General features: G+C 72.2%; 18 protein-coding genes. 5 read left to right on the top strand and 13 right to left on the bottom strand.

Annotation, left to right across the window (positions count from 1 at the left end; all coding sequences use genetic code 11):
• Window positions 1-439: 439 nt before the first annotated feature.
• On the bottom strand, window positions 440-1,432 hold the full coding sequence (locus tag ACIRD8_RS32205) for a GlxA family transcriptional regulator (protein ID WP_403999435.1): 993 nt from the start codon (window positions 1,430-1,432) through the stop codon (window positions 440-442).
• 80 nt (window positions 1,433-1,512) lie between these two features.
• Between ACIRD8_RS32205 and ACIRD8_RS32200 the strand changes: the two genes are divergently transcribed.
• Complete coding sequence (locus ACIRD8_RS32200; protein WP_403999460.1) at window positions 1,513-2,097, top strand: cysteine hydrolase family protein; 585 nt, start codon at window positions 1,513-1,515, stop codon at window positions 2,095-2,097.
• 14 nt (window positions 2,098-2,111) lie between these two features.
• Here ACIRD8_RS32200 and proC read toward each other — a convergent pair whose 3' ends face one another.
• The 6 genes from proC to ACIRD8_RS32170 all read right to left on the bottom strand — a co-directional run bounded on the left by proC (window position 2,112) and on the right by ACIRD8_RS32170 (window position 6,390).
• Complete coding sequence (proC, locus tag ACIRD8_RS32195; protein ID WP_403999431.1) at window positions 2,112-2,921, bottom strand: pyrroline-5-carboxylate reductase; 810 nt, start codon at window positions 2,919-2,921, stop codon at window positions 2,112-2,114.
• A gap of 70 nt (window positions 2,922-2,991) precedes the next feature.
• Window positions 2,992-3,750 carry an ABC transporter permease gene (locus tag ACIRD8_RS32190; protein ID WP_403999428.1) on the bottom strand — a complete coding sequence of 253 codons (759 nt, stop codon included), beginning with the start codon at window positions 3,748-3,750 and terminating at the stop codon, window positions 2,992-2,994.
• Window positions 3,747-4,541 carry an ABC transporter ATP-binding protein gene (locus ACIRD8_RS32185; protein ID WP_403999425.1) on the bottom strand — a complete coding sequence of 265 codons (795 nt, stop codon included), beginning with the start codon at window positions 4,539-4,541 and terminating at the stop codon, window positions 3,747-3,749. The genes ACIRD8_RS32190 and ACIRD8_RS32185 overlap by 4 nt, the downstream gene beginning before the upstream one ends.
• Window positions 4,542-4,605: 64 nt before the next feature.
• On the bottom strand, window positions 4,606-5,370 hold the full coding sequence (locus ACIRD8_RS32180; RefSeq protein WP_403999423.1) for a class I SAM-dependent methyltransferase: 765 nt from the start codon (window positions 5,368-5,370) through the stop codon (window positions 4,606-4,608).
• A 110-nt stretch (window positions 5,371-5,480) separates the two neighbouring features.
• Window positions 5,481-6,023 carry a hypothetical protein gene (locus ACIRD8_RS32175; RefSeq protein WP_403999420.1) on the bottom strand — a complete coding sequence of 181 codons (543 nt, stop codon included), beginning with the start codon at window positions 6,021-6,023 and terminating at the stop codon, window positions 5,481-5,483.
• A 34-nt stretch (window positions 6,024-6,057) separates the two neighbouring features.
• The gene (locus ACIRD8_RS32170; RefSeq protein WP_403999417.1) at window positions 6,058-6,390 is read right to left on the bottom strand and encodes an SH3 domain-containing protein; all 333 of its coding nucleotides are present in this window, start codon (window positions 6,388-6,390) and stop codon (window positions 6,058-6,060) included.
• 123 nt (window positions 6,391-6,513) lie between these two features.
• On the opposite strand from ACIRD8_RS32170, the gene ACIRD8_RS32165 reads away from it, so the two are divergent.
• Window positions 6,514-8,679 carry a PQQ-binding-like beta-propeller repeat protein gene (locus ACIRD8_RS32165; RefSeq protein ID WP_403999457.1) on the top strand — a complete coding sequence of 722 codons (2,166 nt, stop codon included), beginning with the start codon at window positions 6,514-6,516 and terminating at the stop codon, window positions 8,677-8,679.
• Between the two features lie 34 nt (window positions 8,680-8,713).
• On the opposite strand, the gene ilvD is transcribed toward ACIRD8_RS32165, so the two are convergent.
• The 5 genes from ilvD to ACIRD8_RS32140 form a co-directional block, all read right to left on the bottom strand.
• Entirely contained in the window at window positions 8,714-10,564 is a 1,851-nt protein-coding gene (ilvD, locus tag ACIRD8_RS32160) for a dihydroxy-acid dehydratase (protein WP_403999414.1), read from the bottom strand.
• Between the two features lie 109 nt (window positions 10,565-10,673).
• On the bottom strand, window positions 10,674-11,951 hold the full coding sequence (locus ACIRD8_RS32155) for a PQQ-binding-like beta-propeller repeat protein (RefSeq protein WP_403999411.1): 1,278 nt from the start codon (window positions 11,949-11,951) through the stop codon (window positions 10,674-10,676).
• A gap of 164 nt (window positions 11,952-12,115) precedes the next feature.
• Window positions 12,116-12,739, bottom strand: a complete 624-nt coding sequence (locus ACIRD8_RS32150) for a TetR family transcriptional regulator (protein WP_403999408.1) — start codon at window positions 12,737-12,739, stop codon at window positions 12,116-12,118.
• Window positions 12,736-13,545, bottom strand: a complete 810-nt coding sequence (locus ACIRD8_RS32145; RefSeq protein ID WP_403999454.1) for a sugar phosphate isomerase/epimerase family protein — start codon at window positions 13,543-13,545, stop codon at window positions 12,736-12,738. Before ACIRD8_RS32145 ends, ACIRD8_RS32150 begins: the two co-directional genes overlap by 4 nt.
• A gap of 119 nt (window positions 13,546-13,664) precedes the next feature.
• Window positions 13,665-14,612 carry a Ppx/GppA family phosphatase gene (locus ACIRD8_RS32140; RefSeq protein WP_403999406.1) on the bottom strand — a complete coding sequence of 316 codons (948 nt, stop codon included), beginning with the start codon at window positions 14,610-14,612 and terminating at the stop codon, window positions 13,665-13,667.
• Between the two features lie 32 nt (window positions 14,613-14,644).
• Here ACIRD8_RS32140 and ACIRD8_RS32135 point away from each other — a divergent pair, with 32 nt between their 5' ends.
• On the top strand, window positions 14,645-15,487 hold the full coding sequence (locus ACIRD8_RS32135; RefSeq protein ID WP_403999403.1) for a hypothetical protein: 843 nt from the start codon (window positions 14,645-14,647) through the stop codon (window positions 15,485-15,487).
• A 106-nt stretch (window positions 15,488-15,593) separates the two neighbouring features.
• On the opposite strand, the gene ACIRD8_RS32130 is transcribed toward ACIRD8_RS32135, so the two are convergent.
• Entirely contained in the window at window positions 15,594-17,417 is a 1,824-nt protein-coding gene (locus ACIRD8_RS32130) for a hypothetical protein (protein WP_403999400.1), read from the bottom strand.
• A 135-nt stretch (window positions 17,418-17,552) separates the two neighbouring features.
• Here ACIRD8_RS32130 and radA point away from each other — a divergent pair, with 135 nt between their 5' ends.
• Together radA and disA are read left to right on the top strand one after the other, a co-directional pair.
• The gene (radA, locus tag ACIRD8_RS32125; RefSeq protein WP_104786887.1) at window positions 17,553-18,965 is read left to right on the top strand and encodes a DNA repair protein RadA; all 1,413 of its coding nucleotides are present in this window, start codon (window positions 17,553-17,555) and stop codon (window positions 18,963-18,965) included.
• An 80-nt stretch (window positions 18,966-19,045) separates the two neighbouring features.
• Complete coding sequence (disA, locus tag ACIRD8_RS32120; protein WP_403999396.1) at window positions 19,046-20,170, top strand: DNA integrity scanning diadenylate cyclase DisA; 1,125 nt, start codon at window positions 19,046-19,048, stop codon at window positions 20,168-20,170.
• Window positions 20,171-20,180 lie beyond the last annotated feature (10 nt).

Genomic DNA, 20,180 nt, shown 5'->3' with positions numbered 1-20,180 from the left:
CCGGGCCCCTCCGGGCGCTTCCCTTCGTTCTTGCGTTTCCGACTCTATCAGACTCTTTCGTGTCCGATTCCCGGCCGAAGCGGGTTCCTGCTTGGTGGTTAATTTACCACCGTGCTTTCCAGTTCTTCGCTTTCGCGTTTCCCTTTCCGGCGAGTCCGACTCTATCAGATCCTTTCGGGCCTGATTCCCAGTCAGCGGGGTTTGCCATCCCGGCCCTTGGGCCGTTCCGACGAGTGAGACTTTAGCGGAATCCCCGGCCCCGACGCTAATCGGGCCACCTTCGAACGCTGATTCCTCATTTCGCACGTGTGCACGTGAATACGCGCGACAGATGTCGCTCGTTTCGAGTGGTTACTGCGGAATGGCTGTCCGGGGACCGACCGGGGTCGGCGCTCACGTCGGACAACTCGGAGCACACTACGGATACGGGCAGGGCGTGTCAACCCTCGCCCGGCGCGCCCCTGTCGTGGAAGGCCAGCCTGTAGTCGCGCGGGCTGGTGGCCAGGTGCGTCGCGAAGTGCTGGCGCATCGTCACCTCACTGCCGAAGCCCGCCCGGCGGGCCACCTCCGGGACCTGCAGGTCGGTGCGTTCCAGGAGCTTCTGGGCTGCGGCTATGCGCTGGGTGATCAGCCAGCGCATCGGCGTCGTACCGGTGGTGGCCTGGAAGCGGCGGGCGAAGGTGCGGGCGGACATGCCGGCCCGGGCCGCGAGCCCGGCCACGGTGTGCGGTTCCGCCAGATGGGCCATCGCATGGGCGCGGGCCTCCGCGAGTGCGTCCGCTTCGCGGTCGGCGCGGGGCGTGGGGTGCTCGATGAACTGCGCCTGGGTCCCGGTGCGGAACGGAGCGGTGACCATCGAACGCGCGATCGTCGCCGCCGCCTCCGCTCCGTGTGTCGTGCGCACCAGATGCAGACAGAGGTCGATCCCGGCCGCGGTGCCGGCCGAGGTCCAGATGTTGTCCTCGTGCAGGAAGAGGGCGTCCCTCATCACGGTCACCCGGGGGTGGCGTTGCTTGAGCAGCTCGGTGAGGTTCCAGTGGGTGACGGCCCTGCGGCCGTCCAGGAGCCCGGCCTGGGCGAGCGTGAAGGCCCCGCCGCAGAGCGCCGCGAGTGGGGTGCCCCTGGTGTGGGCGCGGCGCAGGGCTTCGAGCACCGGTTCGGGTGCGGGCGTCAGGTGGTCGTCGAGCCCCGGGACCACGATCAGGTCCGCGCGGGCGAGCCACGCCAGGGTGCGGTCGGGCGTGAGGGACAGGCCGCCCCTGAGCTGGACGGGGGCCGGGTCGCTCGCCACGCGCCGTAGCTCGAAGGCGGGCACGCCGCGGTCGGTGCGGTCCACCCCCCAGACCTCCGTGATGACCGAGACGTCGAAGGCACGGACGCCGGGGAAGGCGACCAGGGCGATGCGGCCGGGACGGGTCGGTGGCGCGCTCATGGTGGCAGTAAAGCATCGGTCGATGGCTTTCCCGCTTCTGGGAGCGTGCCGTTCCCGGGGGGAGAGTGGTGCGTATGGAGATGGAGATCGCGGAGAACGCAGCGTTGGTGGTCGTCGATGTGCAGGAGGGGTTCGAGGAGGAGGCGTACTGGGGGCCTCGTGACAACCCGGAGGCCGATCGCAACATCGCGGAGCTGATCGACGCCTGGCAGGGGAGCGGCAGGCCCGTCGTCTTCGTACGGCACGACTCGCCCAAGCCTGATTCGCCCCTGCGGGAGGGGCACCCGGGGAACGCGTTCAAGGAGTACGTCGAGGAGCGGCGAGGAAAGGGCCGGGGGCCGGAGCTGTTCCTGACGAAGTCGGTGAACTCCGCCTTCTACGGGACGCCCGATCTGGATGCCTGGCTGCGGGAGGCCGGGGTCCGGCAGATCGTGGTGGCGGGGATCCAGACCAACATGTGCGCGGAGACGACGGCCCGTATGGGCGGCAATCTCGGCTACGAGGTGTTCTTCCCGCTCGACGCGACGTACACCTTCGACGGGGTGGGGCCGTGGGGCTGGGAGCTGAGCGCGCAGGAGCTGTCGCGTGCCACCGCCGTGACGCTGCACGACGGTGGGTTCGCGAGGGTGGTGCGCAGTGAGGAGTTGGTGGCCGCGGTGAAGTAGCCGCGGCCCGCCGGTCAGCCGTTGCCCGTCGCCAGCTCGCGGCTGCGGTCCCGGGCGGCTTCCAGTGCGGCAATGAGGGCCGCTCGTACGCCGTGGTTCTCGAGCTCGCGGATGGCGCTGATGGTGGTGCCGGCCGGGCTGGTGACGGCCTCGCGGAGCTTGACCGGGTGTTCGCCGCTGTCCCGGAGCATGACCGCCGCGCCGATGGCGGCCTGGACGATGAGGTCGTGGGCCTGGGCGCGGGGCAGGCCGAGCAGGATGCCGGCGTCGGTCATCGCCTCGACGAGGAAGTAGAAGTACGCGGGTCCCGAGCCGGAGAGCGCGGTGGCCGCGTCCTGCTGGGACTCGGGGACCCGGAGTGTCTTGCCGACGCCGCCGAAGATCGACTCGGCGTGTCCGAGGTGCTCGGCGGTGGCGTGGCTGCCCGCGGAGATGACGGACATGCCCTCGTCGACGAGGACGGGGGTGTTCGGCATGACGCGGACGACCGGGGTGCCGGCCGCGAGGCTGTCCTCGATGAAACCGGTGGTGATGCCGGCGGCGGCGCTGATGACGAGGCGGTCGGCGGTGACGTGCGGGGCCAGCTCCTCGAGGAGCCTGCCCATGTCCTGGGGCTTGACCGCCAGGATGAGGATGTCGGCGCTCTTGGCGGCCTCGGCGTTGGTGACGGCCTCGACGCCGTAGCGGGCGCGGAGCTTCTCGGCACGCTCGGGGCGGCGGGTGGTCACCAGCAGGTCACCGGCCCGCCAGCCGGCCCGGATCATGCCGCTGAGCAGGGCCTCGCCGATCTTTCCTGTACCGAGGACTGCGACTGTCTGGGTCATGCGGTTCATCCTCCGGGTGGCGGTGCGCGGTACGCGGCGCTGATCGTCGCCCCATCCTCGCACCGCGCCCTCAGGTGGTGCGGCGGCGGAGGGTGGCGGCGCCCAGGCAGAGGACGAGCAGGGCGCTGCCGGCGACGATCAGGATGTCGCGGTAGAAGTCGGCGGTGACGTCGGTGTGGTGGAGGACCTGGTTCATCCCGTCGACGGCGTACGACATCGGCAGGACGTTCGAGATGGCTTCGAGGACGGGGTGCATCCGGTCGCGCGGGGTGAACAGTCCGCAGAGCAGCAGCTGCGGGAAGATCACGGCGGGCATGAACTGGACGGCCTGGAACTCCGAGGCGGCGAAGGCCGAGACGAACAGGCCGAGCGCCGTGCCGAGGAGGGCGTCGAGCAGGGCGACCAGGAGCAGCAGCCAGGGGGAGCCGACGACGTCCAGTCCGAGGGCCCAGACGGACATCGCCGTGGCCAGGAGCGACTGGGCCACGGCGACGGCGCCGAAGGCCAGCGCGTACCCGGCGATCAGGTCGCCCTTGCCCAGCGGCATGGCGAGGAGGCGTTCGAGTGTGCCCGAGGTGCGTTCGCGGAGGGTGGCGATCGAGGTCACCAGGAACATCGTGATCAGCGGGAAGATGCCGAGCAGCGAGGCGCCGATGGCGTCGAAGGTCTCCGGGGAGGCGTCGAAGACGTAGCGCAGCAGCGTGATCATCAGGACCGGGACGATCAGCAGGAGCGCGATCGTGCGGGGGTCGTGGCGGAGCTGGCGCAGGACGCGTCCGGCGGTCGCGAGGGTCCTGGCCGGGGAGAGTGCGGGGGCGTCGGTGCTCATGGGGTCGTCTCCTGGCGGGCGGCGGCTTCGTCGGCGGCGGCCTCGTCCACGAGGTGGAGGAAGGCCTCCTCGACGGTGGCGGAGCCGGTACGGGTGCGGAGGGCGTCGGGGGTGTCGTCGGCGAGGATCCCGCCCTCGCGCATGAGCAGCAGCCGGTGGCAGCGTTCGGCCTCGTCCATGACGTGGGAGGAGACGAGGATCGTGGTGCCCCGGTCGGCGGCGAGGCTGTGGAAGAGGTCCCACAGGTCGCGGCGCAGGACGGGGTCGAGGCCGACGGTGGGCTCGTCGAGCACCAGGAGTTCCGGGGTGCCGAGCAGGGCGACGGCGAGGGAGACGCGGCTGAGCTGGCCGCCGGAGAGCCGGCCGGCGAGGGCGTCGGCGTGGCGGGTGAGGTCGACGTCGCCGATGGCGCGGGTGACGGCCTCCTCGCGGTCGGCCCGGCGGGCGCGGCCAGGCCGGAGCACGGCCGCGAAGTAGTCCAGGTTCTGCCGCACGGTCAGGTCCGAGTAGACCGACGGGGCCTGGGTGACGTAGCCGACGCGGGCCCGCAGGGACGGGTGGCCCGCGGGTCGGCCGAGGACGTCGAGCGTTCCCGTGACCTTGGCCTGGGTGCCGACGACGGCCCGCATGAGCGTGGACTTGCCGCAGCCGGAGGGGCCGAGAAGGCCGGTGATCCTGCCCGGCTCGACGGTGAAGCCGAGGCCGCACAGGACGGTGCGGTCCCCTCGTACGACGGTGAGGGCACGCGCCTGGACGGCCCCCGCGTTCGTAGTACGCAGAGAATTCATCATGTGATGAATATTGGTCCTGCCGAAGGTGCCACGTCAAGGGACGCGACACCCGCCGGTGGGGCCGTCAGCCGACCAGCATGGCGAGCTCGACCACGTAACGCTCCTCGACCATGCCGTCGGGGAACACGGTGGCCAGGTGCCCCCGCTCCTCCTCCAGGAACCGGCGGGTGGGCTCCGCGCCGGCCGCGCCGAGCATGAGGAAGGCCGAATGGGTCGCGAGGTTGGCGAGGTGCAGGTCGACCGGCACGGTCCGGGACCACGACAGCAGCCGGTGGGTGAACTCGCCGCCGGACAGCTGTGCGAGGTTCCGCGAGCCGGTCGGTGAGCCGTGGGCGCTGTCACCCGCGCCGAGGTGGCGGCGCAGCCGGGTGTCCTGCTCCTCGATCCAGCGGGCGGAGTGGTCGGAGACGTTCCACCAGAGCGCCAGCGCGCCGCCGGGGCGCAGGACGCGGCGCGCCTCGGGGAGGGCCAGGGCCGGGTCGGTCCAGTGCCAGGACTGGGCGTAGGTGATCAGATCGGCCGACGCCGTGGCCAGCGGGAGGCGGTTGCCGTCGCCCCGGACCACGGGGACGGACGGCAGCGACCTGTGCAGCTCCCCCGCCATACCGGGGCCCGGCTCGACGGCGGTGACCAGGGCGCCCCGGGCGTGCAGCAGCCGGGTGGCAATGCCTGTCCCCGCTCCGACGTCGACGGCACGGGCTCCCCTCAGGGGGCGGCCGGCCAGCTCCTCGACGGTGTCCAGGAGCGCGGGCGGGTATCCGGGGCGCGCGGCGGCGTACTGGGCGGCGGCACTGTCGAAAGAAAGGGCGCGGGGCGCGGATGCGGTCATGCGTTCATCGTGCATGCACCCCGGCGCACGCGGGCGTGGAATGTATGGGCTTTACCTGCGCCGGGAAGGCGTCGCCTACGCCCGGAGCGCTTCGCTGCGCCCCGAGCGGTTCACTTGCGCCCGGAGCGCTTTCCCTTGGCCTTGCGGGCCGCCGGGTTGCCCGTCCGCGAGGAGCGGCGCTTCGCGTACTGGGCGAGCGCCGTCTCGTACTCCGTGCGCCGCAGCTTCTCCCCCGGGGCCTCGGCGAACGAGCGGACGAAGTAGGCGAGCAGTGAGCCGATGAAGCCGATCGACTTGAGGCCGCGCAGCCTGTCCTCGTGGGCCGGGTCGGCGGGGCGGCGCGTGAAGCCCTCCCACGTCTTGCGGAAGGCGATGGCGCTGCAGACCGCGAACATCAGCACGACGAGCGTCCCGACGAGGCTGCCGACCTCGGCGATCTCCAGGCCCTGGTAGGCGAAGCGCAGGACGAAGCACGCGGCGACGGCCGCGGCGAGCGAGCCGGCGGTGGCGCCCACGCGCCGCAGCCCGTACCCACCGTCGTGGTCGACCCAGGTCGTACCGAAGAGACGGAGGGACTCGGGCCGCGGCCCTGGTGCGGTGGAGCCCGCAGGCACGGCCGGGGACGTTCCGGAGGCTTCGCTGTTCTCGCTCACGGAATCGATTATCCCCGGACGCCTGCCGCTTCCGTCAGTCGCAGCGCGGTGCGATGTACCCGTCACTGCCCGTGTGGACATAGGCGTCCGCCACGAACTGTCCGTTGGCGATGTTGTCCCAGATGTTCGACGTGCCGTACGGGCCGGTCACCCGCTCACCCGGCTTCTGGCAGTAGACCGGGACGCTCATCCCGTACGGCAGCGTCCGGACGATCCCGTACTGCGTGCCTGGACCCCTGCGGACGTTGACGCGGTAGCCCGGAGCGATCGGGTAGACGACGGTGCCCGCGGCGAGCGTCGTCACCTCCTCCGCGGCGTCCGCCGCGTCCGTGGTCACCGTGCCGACGGCGTTCTCTTCAACACCCATGCGGGCCTCCCCCGTTGAAAGCGATGCGTGTGACGCGCAGGCTAACAAGCCCCACGCTCCTCGCACGCACCATCGACTAGGCTCCGTGCGTCGCGCTTGCGCACGAACACACGGGGGTGGGCGATGCCGCCGCTGCGAGGGACCGGGTCATATCCGGAAGCGGAGCATCCTGAGTACGCCGGGCAGTACCGCCTGGAGGCATGTCTCGGCGCGGGCGGCATGGGTGTCGTACACCTGGCGCGGTCGGCCTCCGGGCTGCAGCTCGCGGTGAAGGTGGTGCACCGCCAGCACGCGGCAGACCCGGAGTTCAGGGCGCGTTTCCGGCAGGAGGTGGCGGCCGCCCGGCGGGTCAGCGGTGCGTTCACCGCACCGGTCGTGGACGCCGACCCGGAGGCCGCGCTGCCCTGGATGGCCACCCTGTACGTCCCCGGCCCGACGCTCGCCGCGCAGGTGAAGCGGAACGGGCCGATGAGCCCCGCCGAGCTGCGCAGGCTCACGGCCGGGCTCGCCGAGGCGCTGCGCGACATCCACCGCGCCGGTGTGATCCACCGGGATCTCAAGCCGAGCAACGTGCTGCTCCCCGACTCCGGGCCCAAGGTCATCGACTTCGGGATCTCCCGGCCGTACGACAGTGATCTCCGCACGGAGACGGGCAAGCTGATCGGCTCACCGCCCTACATGGCTCCCGAGCAGTTCCAGCGGCCCCGCGAGGTCGGTCCGGCGGCGGACGTGTTCGCGCTCGGGGCGGTGCTGGTGCACGCGGCGACGGGGCGGGGGCCCTTCGACTCGGACAGCCCGTACCTCGTGGCCTACCAGGTGGTGCACGACGAGGCGGACCTGGCCGGGGTGCCGCCGGATCTCGCGCCCCTGGTCGGGCGCTGCCTGGCCAAGGACCCCGAGGAGCGCCCCACCCCCGACGAGATCATGGCCGCGCTGCACCCTCCGTCGTACGAGGCGGCCGCCTTCATTCCGGTCCAGCGCAAGCCGGTCGCCGCCGAGCACGTGGTGGCGGACGAGGGGACCACGCATGTGCGGGCGGCGGACGGGCTTCCGTCCGGGCCCGGCGCGGTGAGGGGCCGCCGCACACGCCGCCGGCTCGCGGTCGTCGCCGCGGCAGTGGTGCTGCTGGCCGGAAGCGTCTGGGCGGCCGGGGAGTGGTACGGCTCCGGGGCGCCGGATCCGGAGCCCGCGCAGAGGAAGAGCGCGGCGGCGGCCTTCGTGCCGTGGCGGACGACGCTGTCGGCGCAGGGCGGCTCGACGCCGTCCTGCTCCCCGGGAGCCGCCGGTACGGGTCCCGCGCTCTACTGCGTCTCCGCCGGTTTCGGCACGGTCCGGCTGGATCCGTCGGACGGCCGTACGGTCTGGTCGCACCGGGACACCTCGTCGAAGGGTTCTGAGGGCCCGAGTCCCGCGGGCGCGGTGTCGGGGGACGTGGCCTACACCGTCGTGGCGGGCGAGCGGATCGGGGCGTACTCACCCGGCGACGGCGCGGAGCTCTGGCACGAGGATCTCTCCGCGTACCTCGACACCCCCTTCCCTGCGGGCGAGACCCTGCTGACGGTCCGCCGGGACGGGACGCTCCAGGCACTCGACGCGGCGACCGGCGCCTCCCGGTGGCGGCGTACCGTCCCGGGACACATGAGCCCGGGCTTCGCGCTGTACGAACCGGGGACCGGCCTCGCGTACGCGTTCGAGAGCTCGGCGCAGGGGACGACCACCCTGGTCACGGCCGTCGAGGCGAGCACCGGGAGGACGGCCTGGCAGCGCGGGCTGGACGGGATGCTCACCCCCGTCGGCACGTCGGACGGGGCGCTCCTGCTGACCTCGATGAACCAGAAGGCGCAGACCACCGGGCTCGTGCGCTACGACCCCGTGCTGCGGAGCGCGACCCGCGTCCCGCTGCCCTTCCGGATGAACGGGCCGGAGACCGTGGTGGCCGGGGACACCGTCCTGCTCCTGGAGCGCGGCGGCACGCTGCTGGCCGTCGACGTCCGTCCGGGTGCCGCGCGGGCCGAGCGGTGGCGGCTGGAGACGGCGGTCAGCACGACGTCGGCCCCGGTCGTCGGAGCGGGCGGCCGGCTGTACTTCTCGGCCGCCGACGGGCGGCTGCTCGCCGTCGACACGGAGCACGGAACGCTGCTCGGCCAGACGCGTCCCCGGCTGAAGGAGGGGAAGCTCAGCCTCGCGTCGTCGCTGCCCTCCCCCGTCGTCCTGGGCCGGAGCGTCATCGGCACCGCGCCCGACGGGTCGGTCTTCGCCGTGGACGCGGACGACCCCGCCCACTGGTGAGACCAGGGACGGGGCCGTACGGGAAAACGCCGGGTCAGCCGAGCTTGGAGACGTCGCGGACCGCGCCCTTGTCCGCGCTGGTCGCCATCGCCGCGTAGGCGCGCAGTGCCTGGGAGACCTTGCGCTCGCGGTTCTTGGGGGCGTACACGCCGTTCAGTGCCTCGCGCCGGGTGGCCAGCTCCTCGTCGGACACCAGGAGCTCGATCGTGCGGTTCGGGATGTCGATCGCGATCCTGTCGCCGTCCTCGACCAGGGCGATCGTGCCGCCGGACGCCGCCTCGGGGGAGGCGTGGCCGATGGACAGGCCCGAGGTGCCGCCGGAGAAGCGGCCGTCGGTGACGAGTGCGCAGCTCTTGCCGAGGCCGCGGCCCTTCAGGAACGACGTCGGGTAGAGCATCTCCTGCATGCCGGGACCGCCCTTGGGGCCCTCGTAACGGATGACGACGACGTCGCCCTCCTTGATCTCCTTGCGGAGGATCTTGTCGACGGCGTCCTCCTGCGACTCGCAGACGACGGCCGGACCCTCGAACGTCCAGATCGACTCGTCGACGCCGGCCGTCTTCACGACGCAGCCGTCGACGGCCAGGTTGCCCTTGAGGACCGCGAGTCCGCCGTCCTTGGAGTAGGCGTGCTCGACCGAGTGGATGCAGCCCTCGGCCGCGTCCGTGTCGAGGCTGTCCCAGCGCTCCGACTGCGAGAAGGCGGTCGCCGAGCGCTTGCACCCGGGAGCCGCGTACCAGAGGTCGAGCGACTCGGCGGAGGGCGAACCCCCGCGCACGTCCCACGTCTTGAGCCATTCGTCGAGGGAGGCCGCGTGCACGCTGTGGACGTTCTCGTTGAGCAGGCCTCCCCGGTGCAGCTCGCCGAGGATGGCGGGGATACCGCCCGCGCGGTGCACGTCCTCCATGTAGTACGTCCCGCCGGGCGCCACGTTGGGCGCGACCTTCGCGAGGCAGGGGACCCGCCGGGAGATCTCGTCCATCTCCGCGAGGCCGAAGTCCAGCTCCGCCTCCTGGGCTGCGGCCAGCAGGTGGAGGATCGTGTTGGTGGAGCCGCCCATGGCGATGTCGAGGGCCATGGCGTTCTCGAAGGCCTCGCGGGTGGCGATGTTGCGGGGCAGGACGGAGTCGTCGTCCTCCCCGTAGTAGCGCTCGGTGATCTCGACGACCGTGCGCGCGGCGTTCTCGTACAGCGCCTTGCGGGCGGTGTGGGTGGCGAGGACCGAGCCGTTGCCCGGGAGCGCCAGGCCGATGGCCTCGGCGAGGCAGTTCATCGAGTTGGCGGTGAACATGCCGGAACAGCTGCCGCAGGTCGGGCAGGCGTTCTCCTCGATACGGAGGATGTCCGCGTCGGAGATCTTGTCGTTGACGGCGTCCGAGATCGCGTCGACGAGGTCGAGGGTGCGGACCGTGCCGTCGACGAGGGTGGTCTTGCCGGCCTCCATCGGGCCGCCGGAGACGAAGACCGTGGGGATGTTGAGGCGCAGGGCGGCCATCAGCATCCCGGGGGTGATCTTGTCGCAGTTGGAGATGCAGATCAGGGCGTCGGCGCAGTGGGCCTCGACCATGTACTCGACGCTGTCCGCGATGAGGTCGCGGGAGGGCAGGCTGTAGAGCATGCCGCCGTGGCCCATGGCGATGCCGTCGTCCACCGCGATGGTGTTGAACTCGCGGGGTACAGCGCCCGCGGCCTTGATCGCCTCGGAGACGATCCGGCCGACGGGGGCGAGGTGCGTGTGGCCCGGGACGAACTCGGTGAAGGAGTTGGCGACCGCGATGATGGGCTTACCGATGTCCTCACTGGCTACGCCGGACGCCCGCATAAGGGCGCGGGCGCCCGCCATGTTGCGGCCGTGGGTGACAGTGCGGGACCTCAGCTGGGGCATCGTCTCTCGCTCCTTCGACAGAAAAGACTGTCTCCGAGCGTACGCCTCCGTGCCAGGATCTGGACACAGTGTCCGGAATGCGGGACCCGATGTTCAGCGGGTGGGCGCCTCACACCGCCGGTAGGGCCAGCAGACGTTCGTCGTGCAGCGCGGCCAGACGCTTGCCGGCCGAGACCACGTACCACTGCTCGACCTCACTGCCCTTGTGGTCGTTGAAGGTCCAGCGGAGCTTCCCGCTCTGCGCGTCGTACGCCTGGACGCCGCCCTTCTTGCTGAACTCCGTGCCGCCGTACAGGGTGTCCCCCACCTTGGCGAACTGGAGCGGGACCGAGACGCCGAGCTCGATGGAGCTGCGCCACCGCTGCTTGCCGGTGGCCGGGTCGACGGCCCACACCCCACGGGCGCTGTCGGAGGCGTACAGGACCCCGTCGAGGACGGTCGGCCCGTTGAACGTGTCGAACTCCTCGGTCTTCAGCGACCAGCGCTCGGCGCCGTCCTCCAGGGAGAAGCACCGCAGGTACCGGCCGTCGGCGATGGTCACCGTCCCGTTGTGCACGGCCATCCTGTCGAAGTTGGACCGGCTGATCTTCTTGGTCCACAGCTGCCGCCCCGTCGCGGCGTCACGGACGGTCAGGTTCTTCCGGTGATCCGTGTAGACGAGACGGCCGTCGAGCACCGCGGAGGTGAGGCCGGACTCGTCGGTCCCGGTGTCCCGCTTCTCGCTCCAGACCGCCTTGCCCGTACGGATGTCGATGGCGGCGATCACATTGGTCCGGGAGCTGAGGTCCTTCTCCAGGATGCCCGCGATGACGTACACGCGTTCGGTGTCGGCGCCGATGGGGCGCGGCTGGGCGTACGTCCCCTTCAGGCGGCTGCGCCAGGTCTCCTTGCCGGTGGCAGGGTCCAGACCGATCAGATCGCCGTCGTACGTCGCGCTGGCCAGGTACAGCGTGTCCCCGCCCATGATCAGCCGCGCGCCGGGCTGGGCGGCGTCCTTCAGCGACCAGATCTCCTTGCCGGTGGCGATGTCGCGGCCCACCAGCGGGTCACCGGCGACCAGCACCACGTCCCCCACGACGGCGAGCACCTCGTGGTTGCCGAGGGTGCCGACGGCGGTCCTCTGCTCCCAGAGCACGCCCGGAGCGGTGCCGGCCGGCGGCGTCGTGAACGCGTCGCCGCCGCCCTTGCCGCCCCCGCCGGGCGTCGGGGAGCCGTCCTGTCCGCCGGAGGCGTCCGCCTCCTCCGGGCCGCACGCCGTCGTCACCGCGCCGGTCAGGGCGATCGCGAGCCCGGCACCGGCCATCCGCAACAGCCGTCGGCGGGGCAGGACGGCGGGTCCGGTTCCCTCCGTCGTCCGGTCCGCTCTCTGTGTGTTCCGCATCGCCATGGTCGCGCGCCCCCCACTGTTGTTGTTCGCGATCCACATCCGTGGCTCACCGATGCCGCACAGCAAACCACCAGGATCCAGCCAGGTCAGCGCCTGATACCGATCCGCAACATCGTCGTGAAATCACCGGCACACCCGTCACACAAGCAAAACTCCGTGTTCGCTCAGCGGTCGGTGAGATACCGCTGGAGCGTGGGCGCCACCATCGCGACGATCTTCTCCGGGTCGGTGGAGGCGAGCGGCTCCGCCCGGATGACATAACGCAGCATCGCGATGCCGATCATGTGCGAGGCCGCCAGTTCGGCGCGGAAGGTCGGGTCGGGCACGTCCAGCTCCGCCGCGATCCGCTCCAGCAGACGGCGCAGCACGAAGCCGCGCAGCACCTTCGCCGCCGCCTCGTGCGTGAGCGCGGAGCGGAGGACCGCCAGCATCGGCGCCCGGGACACCGGGTTCTCCCACACTCCGATGAAGTACCGGGCCAGCCGCTCCCCGATGTCCTCCGCGGGACCGCCGAGGACCTGCGGGAGGACGAGGGCGGGCTCGAAGGAGAGCTCGATGGCGGCGGCGAAGACCTCGTCCTTCGTACCGAAGTAGTGGTGGACCAGGGCGGCGTCGACACCGGCGGCCCTGGCGATGCCCCGCACGGACGTCTTGTCGTAGCCGCGCTCGGCGAACTCGCTGCGGGCCGCCTCCAGGATCCGGGTCCTGGCGTCGGGGCCGGCGGCGCCCGCCGTGCGGGAGGGGCGGCCCCTGCGCCGCGGGGGCGGGCCGTCGGAGCCGGGGGTCACGTGCGGGGCGACTTCGCCGACGACGCCAGATGGAGCCGGGTGAAGGCGAGCGCCTCCGCGAGATCGGCCTCGCGTTCGGCCGACGACATGGCGCGGCGGGTGTTGACCTCGATGACCACATGGCCGTCGAAGCCCGTACGGGCCAGGCGCTCCAGCAGTTCCGCGCACGGCTGGTCGCCCCGGCCGGGCACCAGGTGCTCGTCCTTGCCCGAGCCCTTGCCGTCGGCGAGGTGGACATGGGCGAGCCGGTCGCCCATCCGGTCCACCATGGCCAGGCTGTCGGTGCGTGCGGTCGAGGTGTGCGAGAGGTCCACGGTGAAGTGCCGGTAGTCGTCGTTGCTGACGTCCCAGGCGGGGGCGTACGCGAGCATCTCGCGGTCCCGGTAGCGCCACGGGTACATGTTCTCCACGGCGAAGCGCACATCGGTCTCGTCCGCCATGCGCCAGATGCCGGAGACGAAGTCGCGGGCGTAGTTGCGCTGCCACCGGAACGGCGGGTGGACGACCACCGTCGACGCGCCGAGCTTCTCCGCCGCGGCTCTGGCCCGCTGGAGCTTCACCCACGGGTCGGTGGACCAGACCCGCTGGGTGATCAGCAGACAGGGCGCGTGCACGGCCAGGATCGGGACCTGGTGATAGTCCGACAGCCGCTGCAGCGCCTCGATGTCCTGGCTGACGGGGTCGGTCCAGACCATGACCTCGACACCGTCGTAGCCCAGGCGTGCCGCGATCTCGAAGGCCGTCGCCGTCGACTCCGGATAGACGGAAGCCGTCGACAGGGCGACCTTCGCATCCGGGATGCGCACCACTGGTTCTGCCACGTGGACAGGGTACGGGCAGTGGTACGCGAGTCCGAGGGAGCCCGGCTGAAAGTGAGAAGGCCCATGAGGGCGCCCACGGGGCCGGGCCGGGGCCGCTGCGGGGGTCAGGCCAGGGCCGCCTGCTCCGCGGGCAGGTGGTCGAGGCGGCGGAGAATGACTCCCTCGCGCAGCGCCCAGGGGCAGATCTCCAGCTCCTCGACCCCGAACAGGTCCATCGCGCCCTCCGCGACGAGCGCCCCCGCCAGCAGCTGCGCGGCACGGCCCTCGGTGACGCCGGGCAGGTTCCCCCGCTGCTCGACGGTCATCGACGACAGCTTCGGCACCCACTCCTCCAGGGCCTTGCGGGTGAGGACGCGCTGCACGTACAGCCCCTCGGCGGAGCGCGCGGCGCCCGTGATCCTGGCGAGCTGGCGGAACGTCTTGGAGGTGCCCACGACGTGGTCGGGCGGCCCCAGCCGGGTGAACTCGCCGACCGTACGGGCGATGCCGGCGCGGACATGGCGGCGCAGCGCGCGTACGTCCGTGGGGTCCGGCGGGTCGCCGGGGAGCCAGGCGGCGGTGAGCCGGCCGGCGCCGAACGGCAGCGAGACGGCGGCGTCGGGCTCCTCGTCCATCCCGTAGCCGACCTCCAGCGAACCGCCGCCGATGTCGAGGACCAGCAGCTTCCCCGCGGACCAGCCGAACCAGCGGCGGGCGGCCAGGAAGGTCAGCCGGGCCTCCTCCTCGCCGCTGAGGACGGCGAGGGCGACCCCGGTCTCGTCCCGCACCCGGGCCAGCACCTGGTCGGCGTTGCCCGCGTCACGCACCGCGGAGGTGGCGAACGCCAGCACGTCCTCGCAGCCCTTGTCCTCGGCGGCCTGGAGCGCGTCGGCGACCGTCGCCACGAGCCGGTCGACGCCCTCGGGGCCGATCGCGCCGTCCCGGTCGAGGAGTTCGGCGAGCCGCAGTTCCGCCTTGTGCGAGTGGGCCGGCAGCGGGCGGGCGCCGGGATGGGCGTCGACCACCAGCAGATGCACCGTGTTCGACCCCACGTCGAGGACTCCGAGTCTCATACGGGAACGCTACTGCGGCTTACTCTGGGCACGTGCCAAAGACGAAAAAGGCGAAGCCGGACAAAGCCACGAAGAAGCAGCAGAAGACGAAGCAGGAGATGCGGCAGCCGGAAGCGACCGGGCCGGACGGGCCCGACGAGAAGGGGCTCGACTTCGCGCGGGCCTGGGTCGAATTCCCCGACCCCGCCGACGACGAGCAGGTCTTCCGCTGCGACCTGACCTGGCTGACCTCCAGGTGGACCTGCATCTTCGGCAGCGGCTGCCAGGGCATCCAGGCGGGCCGCGCCGACGACGGCTGCTGCACGCTGGGCGCGCACTTCTCCGACGAGGACGACGAGAAGCGGGTGGCCGGACACGTGGCGCGGCTCACACCGGAGCTGTGGCAGTTCCACGACGTCGGCACCAAGACCGGCTGGGTCGGCGTCGACGAGGACGGCGAACGCCAGACGCGGCGCTGGGAGGGCTCCTGCATCTTCCAGAACCGCCCCGGGTTCGCCGGCGGCATGGGCTGCTCCCTGCACATCCTGGCCCTCAAGGAGGGCAAGGAGCCGCTGGAGACCAAGCCCGACGTGTGCTGGCAGCTGCCGGTCCGCCGTACGTACGACTGGATCGAACGGCCCGACGACACGCGCGTGCTCCAGATCTCCATCGGGGAGTACGACCGCCGGGGCTGGGGCCCGGGCGGTCACGATCTGCACTGGTGGTGCACCTCGGCGACATCCGCGCACGGGGCCGGTGACCCGGTCTACGTGTCGTACCGGCCCGAGCTCACCGAGCTGATGGGCAAGGAGGCCTACGACCGGCTGACCGAGCTGTGCGAGCAGCGGCTGGCGTCGCTGCTGCCGATGGCGCCGCACCCGGCCGACCCGGCCTGAGACACGCCCTTCGGGGCGGCCCCAGCGACTCCTCGACCTCCTGGACGGCATCCGGGCGCACGGCGCGCAAACGTTCCGCCGTACACCCGGACGCCGTCTCGCCATGTCAGCCCGCAGGTCCGGAGGGCTCGCCGGGCTCCGCGGTGGTGCCCGAGGTCGGGGCGGGTGCGGTGGTGCCGTCGGACGGTGACGGGGTGGGGTCGGTCGGGGGATCCGTCGGCGTGGGCGTCGGGTCCGGCGGGCCGGTCGGATCCGTGGGTTCCGCGGGGCCGGTGGGGTCCGGGGCCGGGTCCGTCGACGAGGGCGGCGACGTCGGTGTGGGGTCCGGGGTCCCGGACGACGGGTCCGGGGACGGCACCGGGCTTCCGGGGCGCGGGGCGCCGGCGCCGTGGCCGGTGATCGCGACCGCGGACCCCGACGGGGTGAGCAGGACGCGGGCGCTCCACGGGCCCCGGGGCTCGGCCGCGCGGTCCACGGACACATGGAGCGTGACGCTCCGGCCGGGGGCGACCGTGCCGGACGTACGGCTGAGGCGCAGCCACGGGGCGTCCGCCCGGGCCGACCACACGACCGCTTCGTCGCCGGTCGCGGTCAGCGTGATCGACGTACGGCCGCCGGACGAGCGGACCGAGACCGCGAGCGAGGCCGCTCCGTCGGGTCCGGCGCCGACACTGACGACCTCGGCTGAGACGTCCGGGCTCCGCTCGCCGTCGGCGAAGCCGTCGTTCCCGTCGGGACGGGCGTTGCCCGCGTTCTCGTAGTGGTCGTACGGGTCGTCCGCACCGGATTCCCCGTCGACGTCCGCCGCCGTGACCGAGGCACCGTGGCCCTCACCGGTCAGCGGCGCGCCGCGGTAGGCGGCCCACAGGGCGATCACCGGGGCCGCGACGACCGTCGCCACGACCGTCGTCGTCAGGACCCGGGCGCGCAGCCGGTCCCGGCGCGCGGCGTGGTCCTTGGGGTCCAGCGGGAAGCCGGTCCGGCCGAAGCGCGGGGCCCCGGACCTGGACCGCCGGGCGTGCGTCAGGGCGACGTGCACCGAGGGGCGGGGCGCCTCGACGACCGGCAGTGCGGCGGCGGCCGGGGTGACGGTCGCTCCGGGCCAGGGCCCGGCCGCCCCGGCCCGCTCGGCGGCGCGGCGGCAGCGGGGACAGTCGTCGACGTGCCGGACGAGCTCCCGGCGAAGGGCCGCCGAGAGCAGCACCTGATGGGCGCCGGTGAGCCGGGCGACGGCGGGACAGTTGCCCGTCTCCACGACGGCGAGGGCGGCGCGGGTGCGCTCCACCTCGCAGGCCGCGGCGGCCAGGAGCTCCCGGGCACTGCCGGGGTCGAGGCCAAGAACAGCAGCGACGGCGCGCGGGGTGAGCCCGTGGCGCACGGCGAGCTCCAGCGCCTCGCGCTGCTCGGGGGTGGTGCCCGCGGCCTCGGGCCAGGCCAGCTGCGCGAGTTCACGCCGGTGCGCTTCGGCCGCCGGGGACTCCGTGGGGCGGCCGGCTTCCTCCGGGGTGCCGTGGGCATGGGGCGCACGGACCGCCGCGCCCTGTGGGGTGGGCGTCCTCCGGTGCGCCTGGCGGCCCCGCCGCTGCTCGGTCAGGGCCCGCAGGCACGTCCATCTGGCCAGGGCGTACAGCCAGGATTTACGTTCCTCCTCGGCCCCGGGGCACCGGCCGTCCTGCCGCTCGGCGATCGCCAGGACGGAGCCGAGCGCCTCGGTGGCCGCCTCGTGGTCGCAGAGCACGGAGAGGCAGTAGGTGAACAGGCCGTCGAGATACGGCTCGTACCGTGCGGACGATCGCCGCGTCGGGGGGCGGGCCTCGCGGCGGTGCGCCCGGTGTGCGCCGGTGGTGTGTGTGGGGGTCTCCAGCCTGCTGCTCGTCACGTGGCGACCGTAGGCAGATACAGGCGGAACCCTGACAGCACTTTCCGACATTTAATCCTTACGGGTGACGGTCTCCCTCGAAAGGGGACAGGAATCCCGGATTCCACCGGAAATACCGCATCGGGCACATGTTCGACTCCCGTGCCCACGACCGGCACTGTCGGACCCCACCTATACGGTGACGCCATGGCTGCCCGTACGAAATCCGCGAAGGACCGCCCGTCCTACCGCTGCACCGAATGCGGCTGGACGACGGCCAAATGGCTCGGCCGCTGCCCGGAGTGCCAGGCCTGGGGCACGGTCGAGGAGTTCGGCGGCGCCCCCGCGGTCCGCACGACGGCGGCGGGCCGGGTCTCCACCGCCGCAGTGCCGATCGGCCAGGTCGACAGCCGGCAGGCCACCGCCCGCTCGACCGGGGTCGGTGAGCTGGACCGGGTGCTCGGCGGGGGGCTCGTGCCCGGTGCCGTCGTGCTGCTCGCCGGCGAGCCGGGCGTCGGCAAGTCGACGCTGCTGCTGGACGTGGCCGCCAAGGCGGCGAGCGACGACCACCGCACCCTCTACGTCACGGCCGAGGAGTCCGCGAGCCAGGTCAGGATGCGGGCCGACCGGATCCGGGCGATCAACGACCATCTGTATCTGGCCGCCGAGACCGACCTCTCGGCGGTCCTGGGGCATCTGGACGCGGTCAAGCCGTCCCTCCTCGTCCTGGACTCCGTGCAGACCGTCGCCTCGCCCGAGATCGACGGCGCGCCCGGCGGCATGGCGCAGGTCCGCGAGGTCGCCGGAGCGCTCATCAGGGCCTCCAAGGAGCGCGGCATGTCGACGCTCCTGGTGGGCCATGTGACCAAGGACGGCGCCATCGCGGGGCCTCGGCTCCTGGAGCACCTCGTCGACGTGGTGCTCTCCTTCGAGGGCGACCGGCACGCCCGCCTCCGGCTCGTCCGGGGCGTCAAGAACCGGTACGGAGCCACCGACGAGGTCGGCTGCTTCGAGCTGCACGACGAGGGCATCACGGGCCTCGCCGATCCCTCCGGACTCTTCCTCACCCGCCGTGACGAGCCCGTCCCGGGCACCTGCCTGACGGTCACCCTGGAGGGCAAGCGCCCGCTCGTCGCCGAGGTCCAGGCGCTGACGGTCGACTCGCAGATCCCCTCGCCGCGGCGCACCACCTCGGGCCTGGAGACCTCCCGGGTCTCGATGATGCTGGCCGTTCTCGAACAGCGCGGCCGGATCAGCGCCCTCGGCAAGCGGGACATCTACAGCGCGACGGTGGGCGGCGTGAAGCTCACCGAGCCGGCCGCGGACCTCGCGATCGCCCTCGCGCTGGCCAGTGCGGCCAGCGACACACCGCTCCCGAAGAACCTCGTCGCGATCGGTGAGGTGGGCCTCGCCGGGGAGGTCAGAAGGGTGACGGGGGTCCAGCGCAGGCTGGCGGAGGCGTACCGTCTCGGGTTCAAGCACGCCCTGGTTCCGAGGGACCCGGGACAGGTCCCGGCCGGTATGAAGGTCACGGAAGTGGCCGACATGGGCGACGCCCTGAGAGTCCTTCCCCGCCGCTCTCGGCCGGACGGACCACAGGAGGACGGCGCACGCCGGTAGACTTTGCCCTGGTCTCGCCCGCCCGTACGAACGGTACGAGGGACGCAAGGGCACCGCCGACCTGTGACCGGAGGAGTGCAGTGGCAGCCAACGACCGGGCAGCATCGCCCGGAAAGTCCGGCCAAGGCACGGGGAACGAGGCGCTGATGCGCGCCTCGTTGAGCGCGGTCGCGCCCGGAACGGCCCTCCGGGACGGCCTGGAGCGCATCCTCCGCGGCAACACCGGCGGGCTGATCGTCCTCGGCATGGACAAGACCGTCGAATCCATGTGCACCGGCGGTTTCGTGCTCGACGTGGATTTCGCCGCGACGCGCCTGCGCGAACTGTGCAAGCTGGACGGCGCGATGATCCTCGACAAGGACATGACGAAGATCCTCCGGGCCGGTGTGCAGCTGGTCCCGGACGCCTCCATCCCCACCGAGGAGACGGGCACCCGGCACCGCACCGCGGACCGGGTCTCCAAGGCGTGCGGCTTCCCGGTCGTCTCGGTCTCCCAGTCGATGCGCCTCATCGCGCTGTACGTGGACGGGGAGCGGCGGGTCCTGGAGGAGTCCTCCGCGATCCTGTCCCGCGCCAATCAGGCACTCGCCACCCTGGAGCGGTACAAGCTCAGGCTGGACGAGGTCGCCGGGACGCTCTCCGCGCTGGAGATCGAGGACCTGGTCACCGTCCGGGACGTGACGGCGGTCTCGCAGCGGCTGGAGATGGTGCGCCGCATCGCGACGGAGATCGCCGAGTACGTGGTGGAGCTGGGCACCGACGGCCGCCTCCTGGCGCTCCAGCTGGACGAGTTGATCGCGGGCGTGGAGCCGGAGCGGGAGCTGGTCGTACGCGACTACGTACCCGAGCCCACCGCGAAGCGGTCCCGTACGGTCGGTGAGGCGCTGGCCGAGCTGGACACGCTCACCCACACCGAACTGCTCGAACTCCCCGTGGTGGCACGGGCACTGGGCTACAGCGGTTCGCCGGAGACGCTGGACTCGGCGGTCTCCCCGCGCGGCTTCCGGCTGCTGGCGAAGGTGCCGAGGCTGCCCGGGGCGATCATCGAGCGGCTGGTGGAGCACTTCGGCGGTCTGCAGAAGCTGCTCGCCGCGAGCGTGGACGACCTCCAGGCCGTGGACGGGGTCGGCGAGGCGCGGGCCCGGAGCGTCCGGGAGGGACTCTCGCGGCTGGCGGAGTCCTCGATCCTGGAGCGGTACGTCTAGGACCTCTCGT

This window comes from Streptomyces sp. NPDC102451 (assembly GCF_044765485.1).
GTDB lineage: Bacteria > Actinomycetota > Actinomycetes > Streptomycetales > Streptomycetaceae > Streptomyces.
This window is presented reverse-complemented; position numbering and strand designations above follow the sequence as displayed.

Coding starts and splice junctions, on each gene's coding strand:
- ACIRD8_RS32140 (WP_403999406.1), bottom strand. CDS start 14,612: ATGAGACTCGGAGTCCTCGACGTGGGGTCGAACACGGTGCATCTGCTG.
- ACIRD8_RS32190 (WP_403999428.1), bottom strand. CDS start 3,750: ATGAGCACCGACGCCCCCGCACTCTCCCCGGCCAGGACCCTCGCGACC.
- radA (WP_104786887.1), top strand. CDS start 17,553: ATGGCTGCCCGTACGAAATCCGCGAAGGACCGCCCGTCCTACCGCTGC.
- ACIRD8_RS32155 (WP_403999411.1), bottom strand. CDS start 11,951: ATGGCGATGCGGAACACACAGAGAGCGGACCGGACGACGGAGGGAACC.
- ACIRD8_RS32185 (WP_403999425.1), bottom strand. CDS start 4,541: ATGATGAATTCTCTGCGTACTACGAACGCGGGGGCCGTCCAGGCGCGT.
- ilvD (WP_403999414.1), bottom strand. CDS start 10,564: ATGCCCCAGCTGAGGTCCCGCACTGTCACCCACGGCCGCAACATGGCG.
- ACIRD8_RS32170 (WP_403999417.1), bottom strand. CDS start 6,390: ATGGGTGTTGAAGAGAACGCCGTCGGCACGGTGACCACGGACGCGGCG.
- ACIRD8_RS32205 (WP_403999435.1), bottom strand. CDS start 1,432: ATGAGCGCGCCACCGACCCGTCCCGGCCGCATCGCCCTGGTCGCCTTC.
- ACIRD8_RS32165 (WP_403999457.1), top strand. CDS start 6,514: ATGCCGCCGCTGCGAGGGACCGGGTCATATCCGGAAGCGGAGCATCCT.
- proC (WP_403999431.1), bottom strand. CDS start 2,921: ATGACCCAGACAGTCGCAGTCCTCGGTACAGGAAAGATCGGCGAGGCC.
- ACIRD8_RS32180 (WP_403999423.1), bottom strand. CDS start 5,370: ATGACCGCATCCGCGCCCCGCGCCCTTTCTTTCGACAGTGCCGCCGCC.
- ACIRD8_RS32130 (WP_403999400.1), bottom strand. CDS start 17,417: ATGTCGGAAAGTGCTGTCAGGGTTCCGCCTGTATCTGCCTACGGTCGC.
- ACIRD8_RS32200 (WP_403999460.1), top strand. CDS start 1,513: ATGGAGATCGCGGAGAACGCAGCGTTGGTGGTCGTCGATGTGCAGGAG.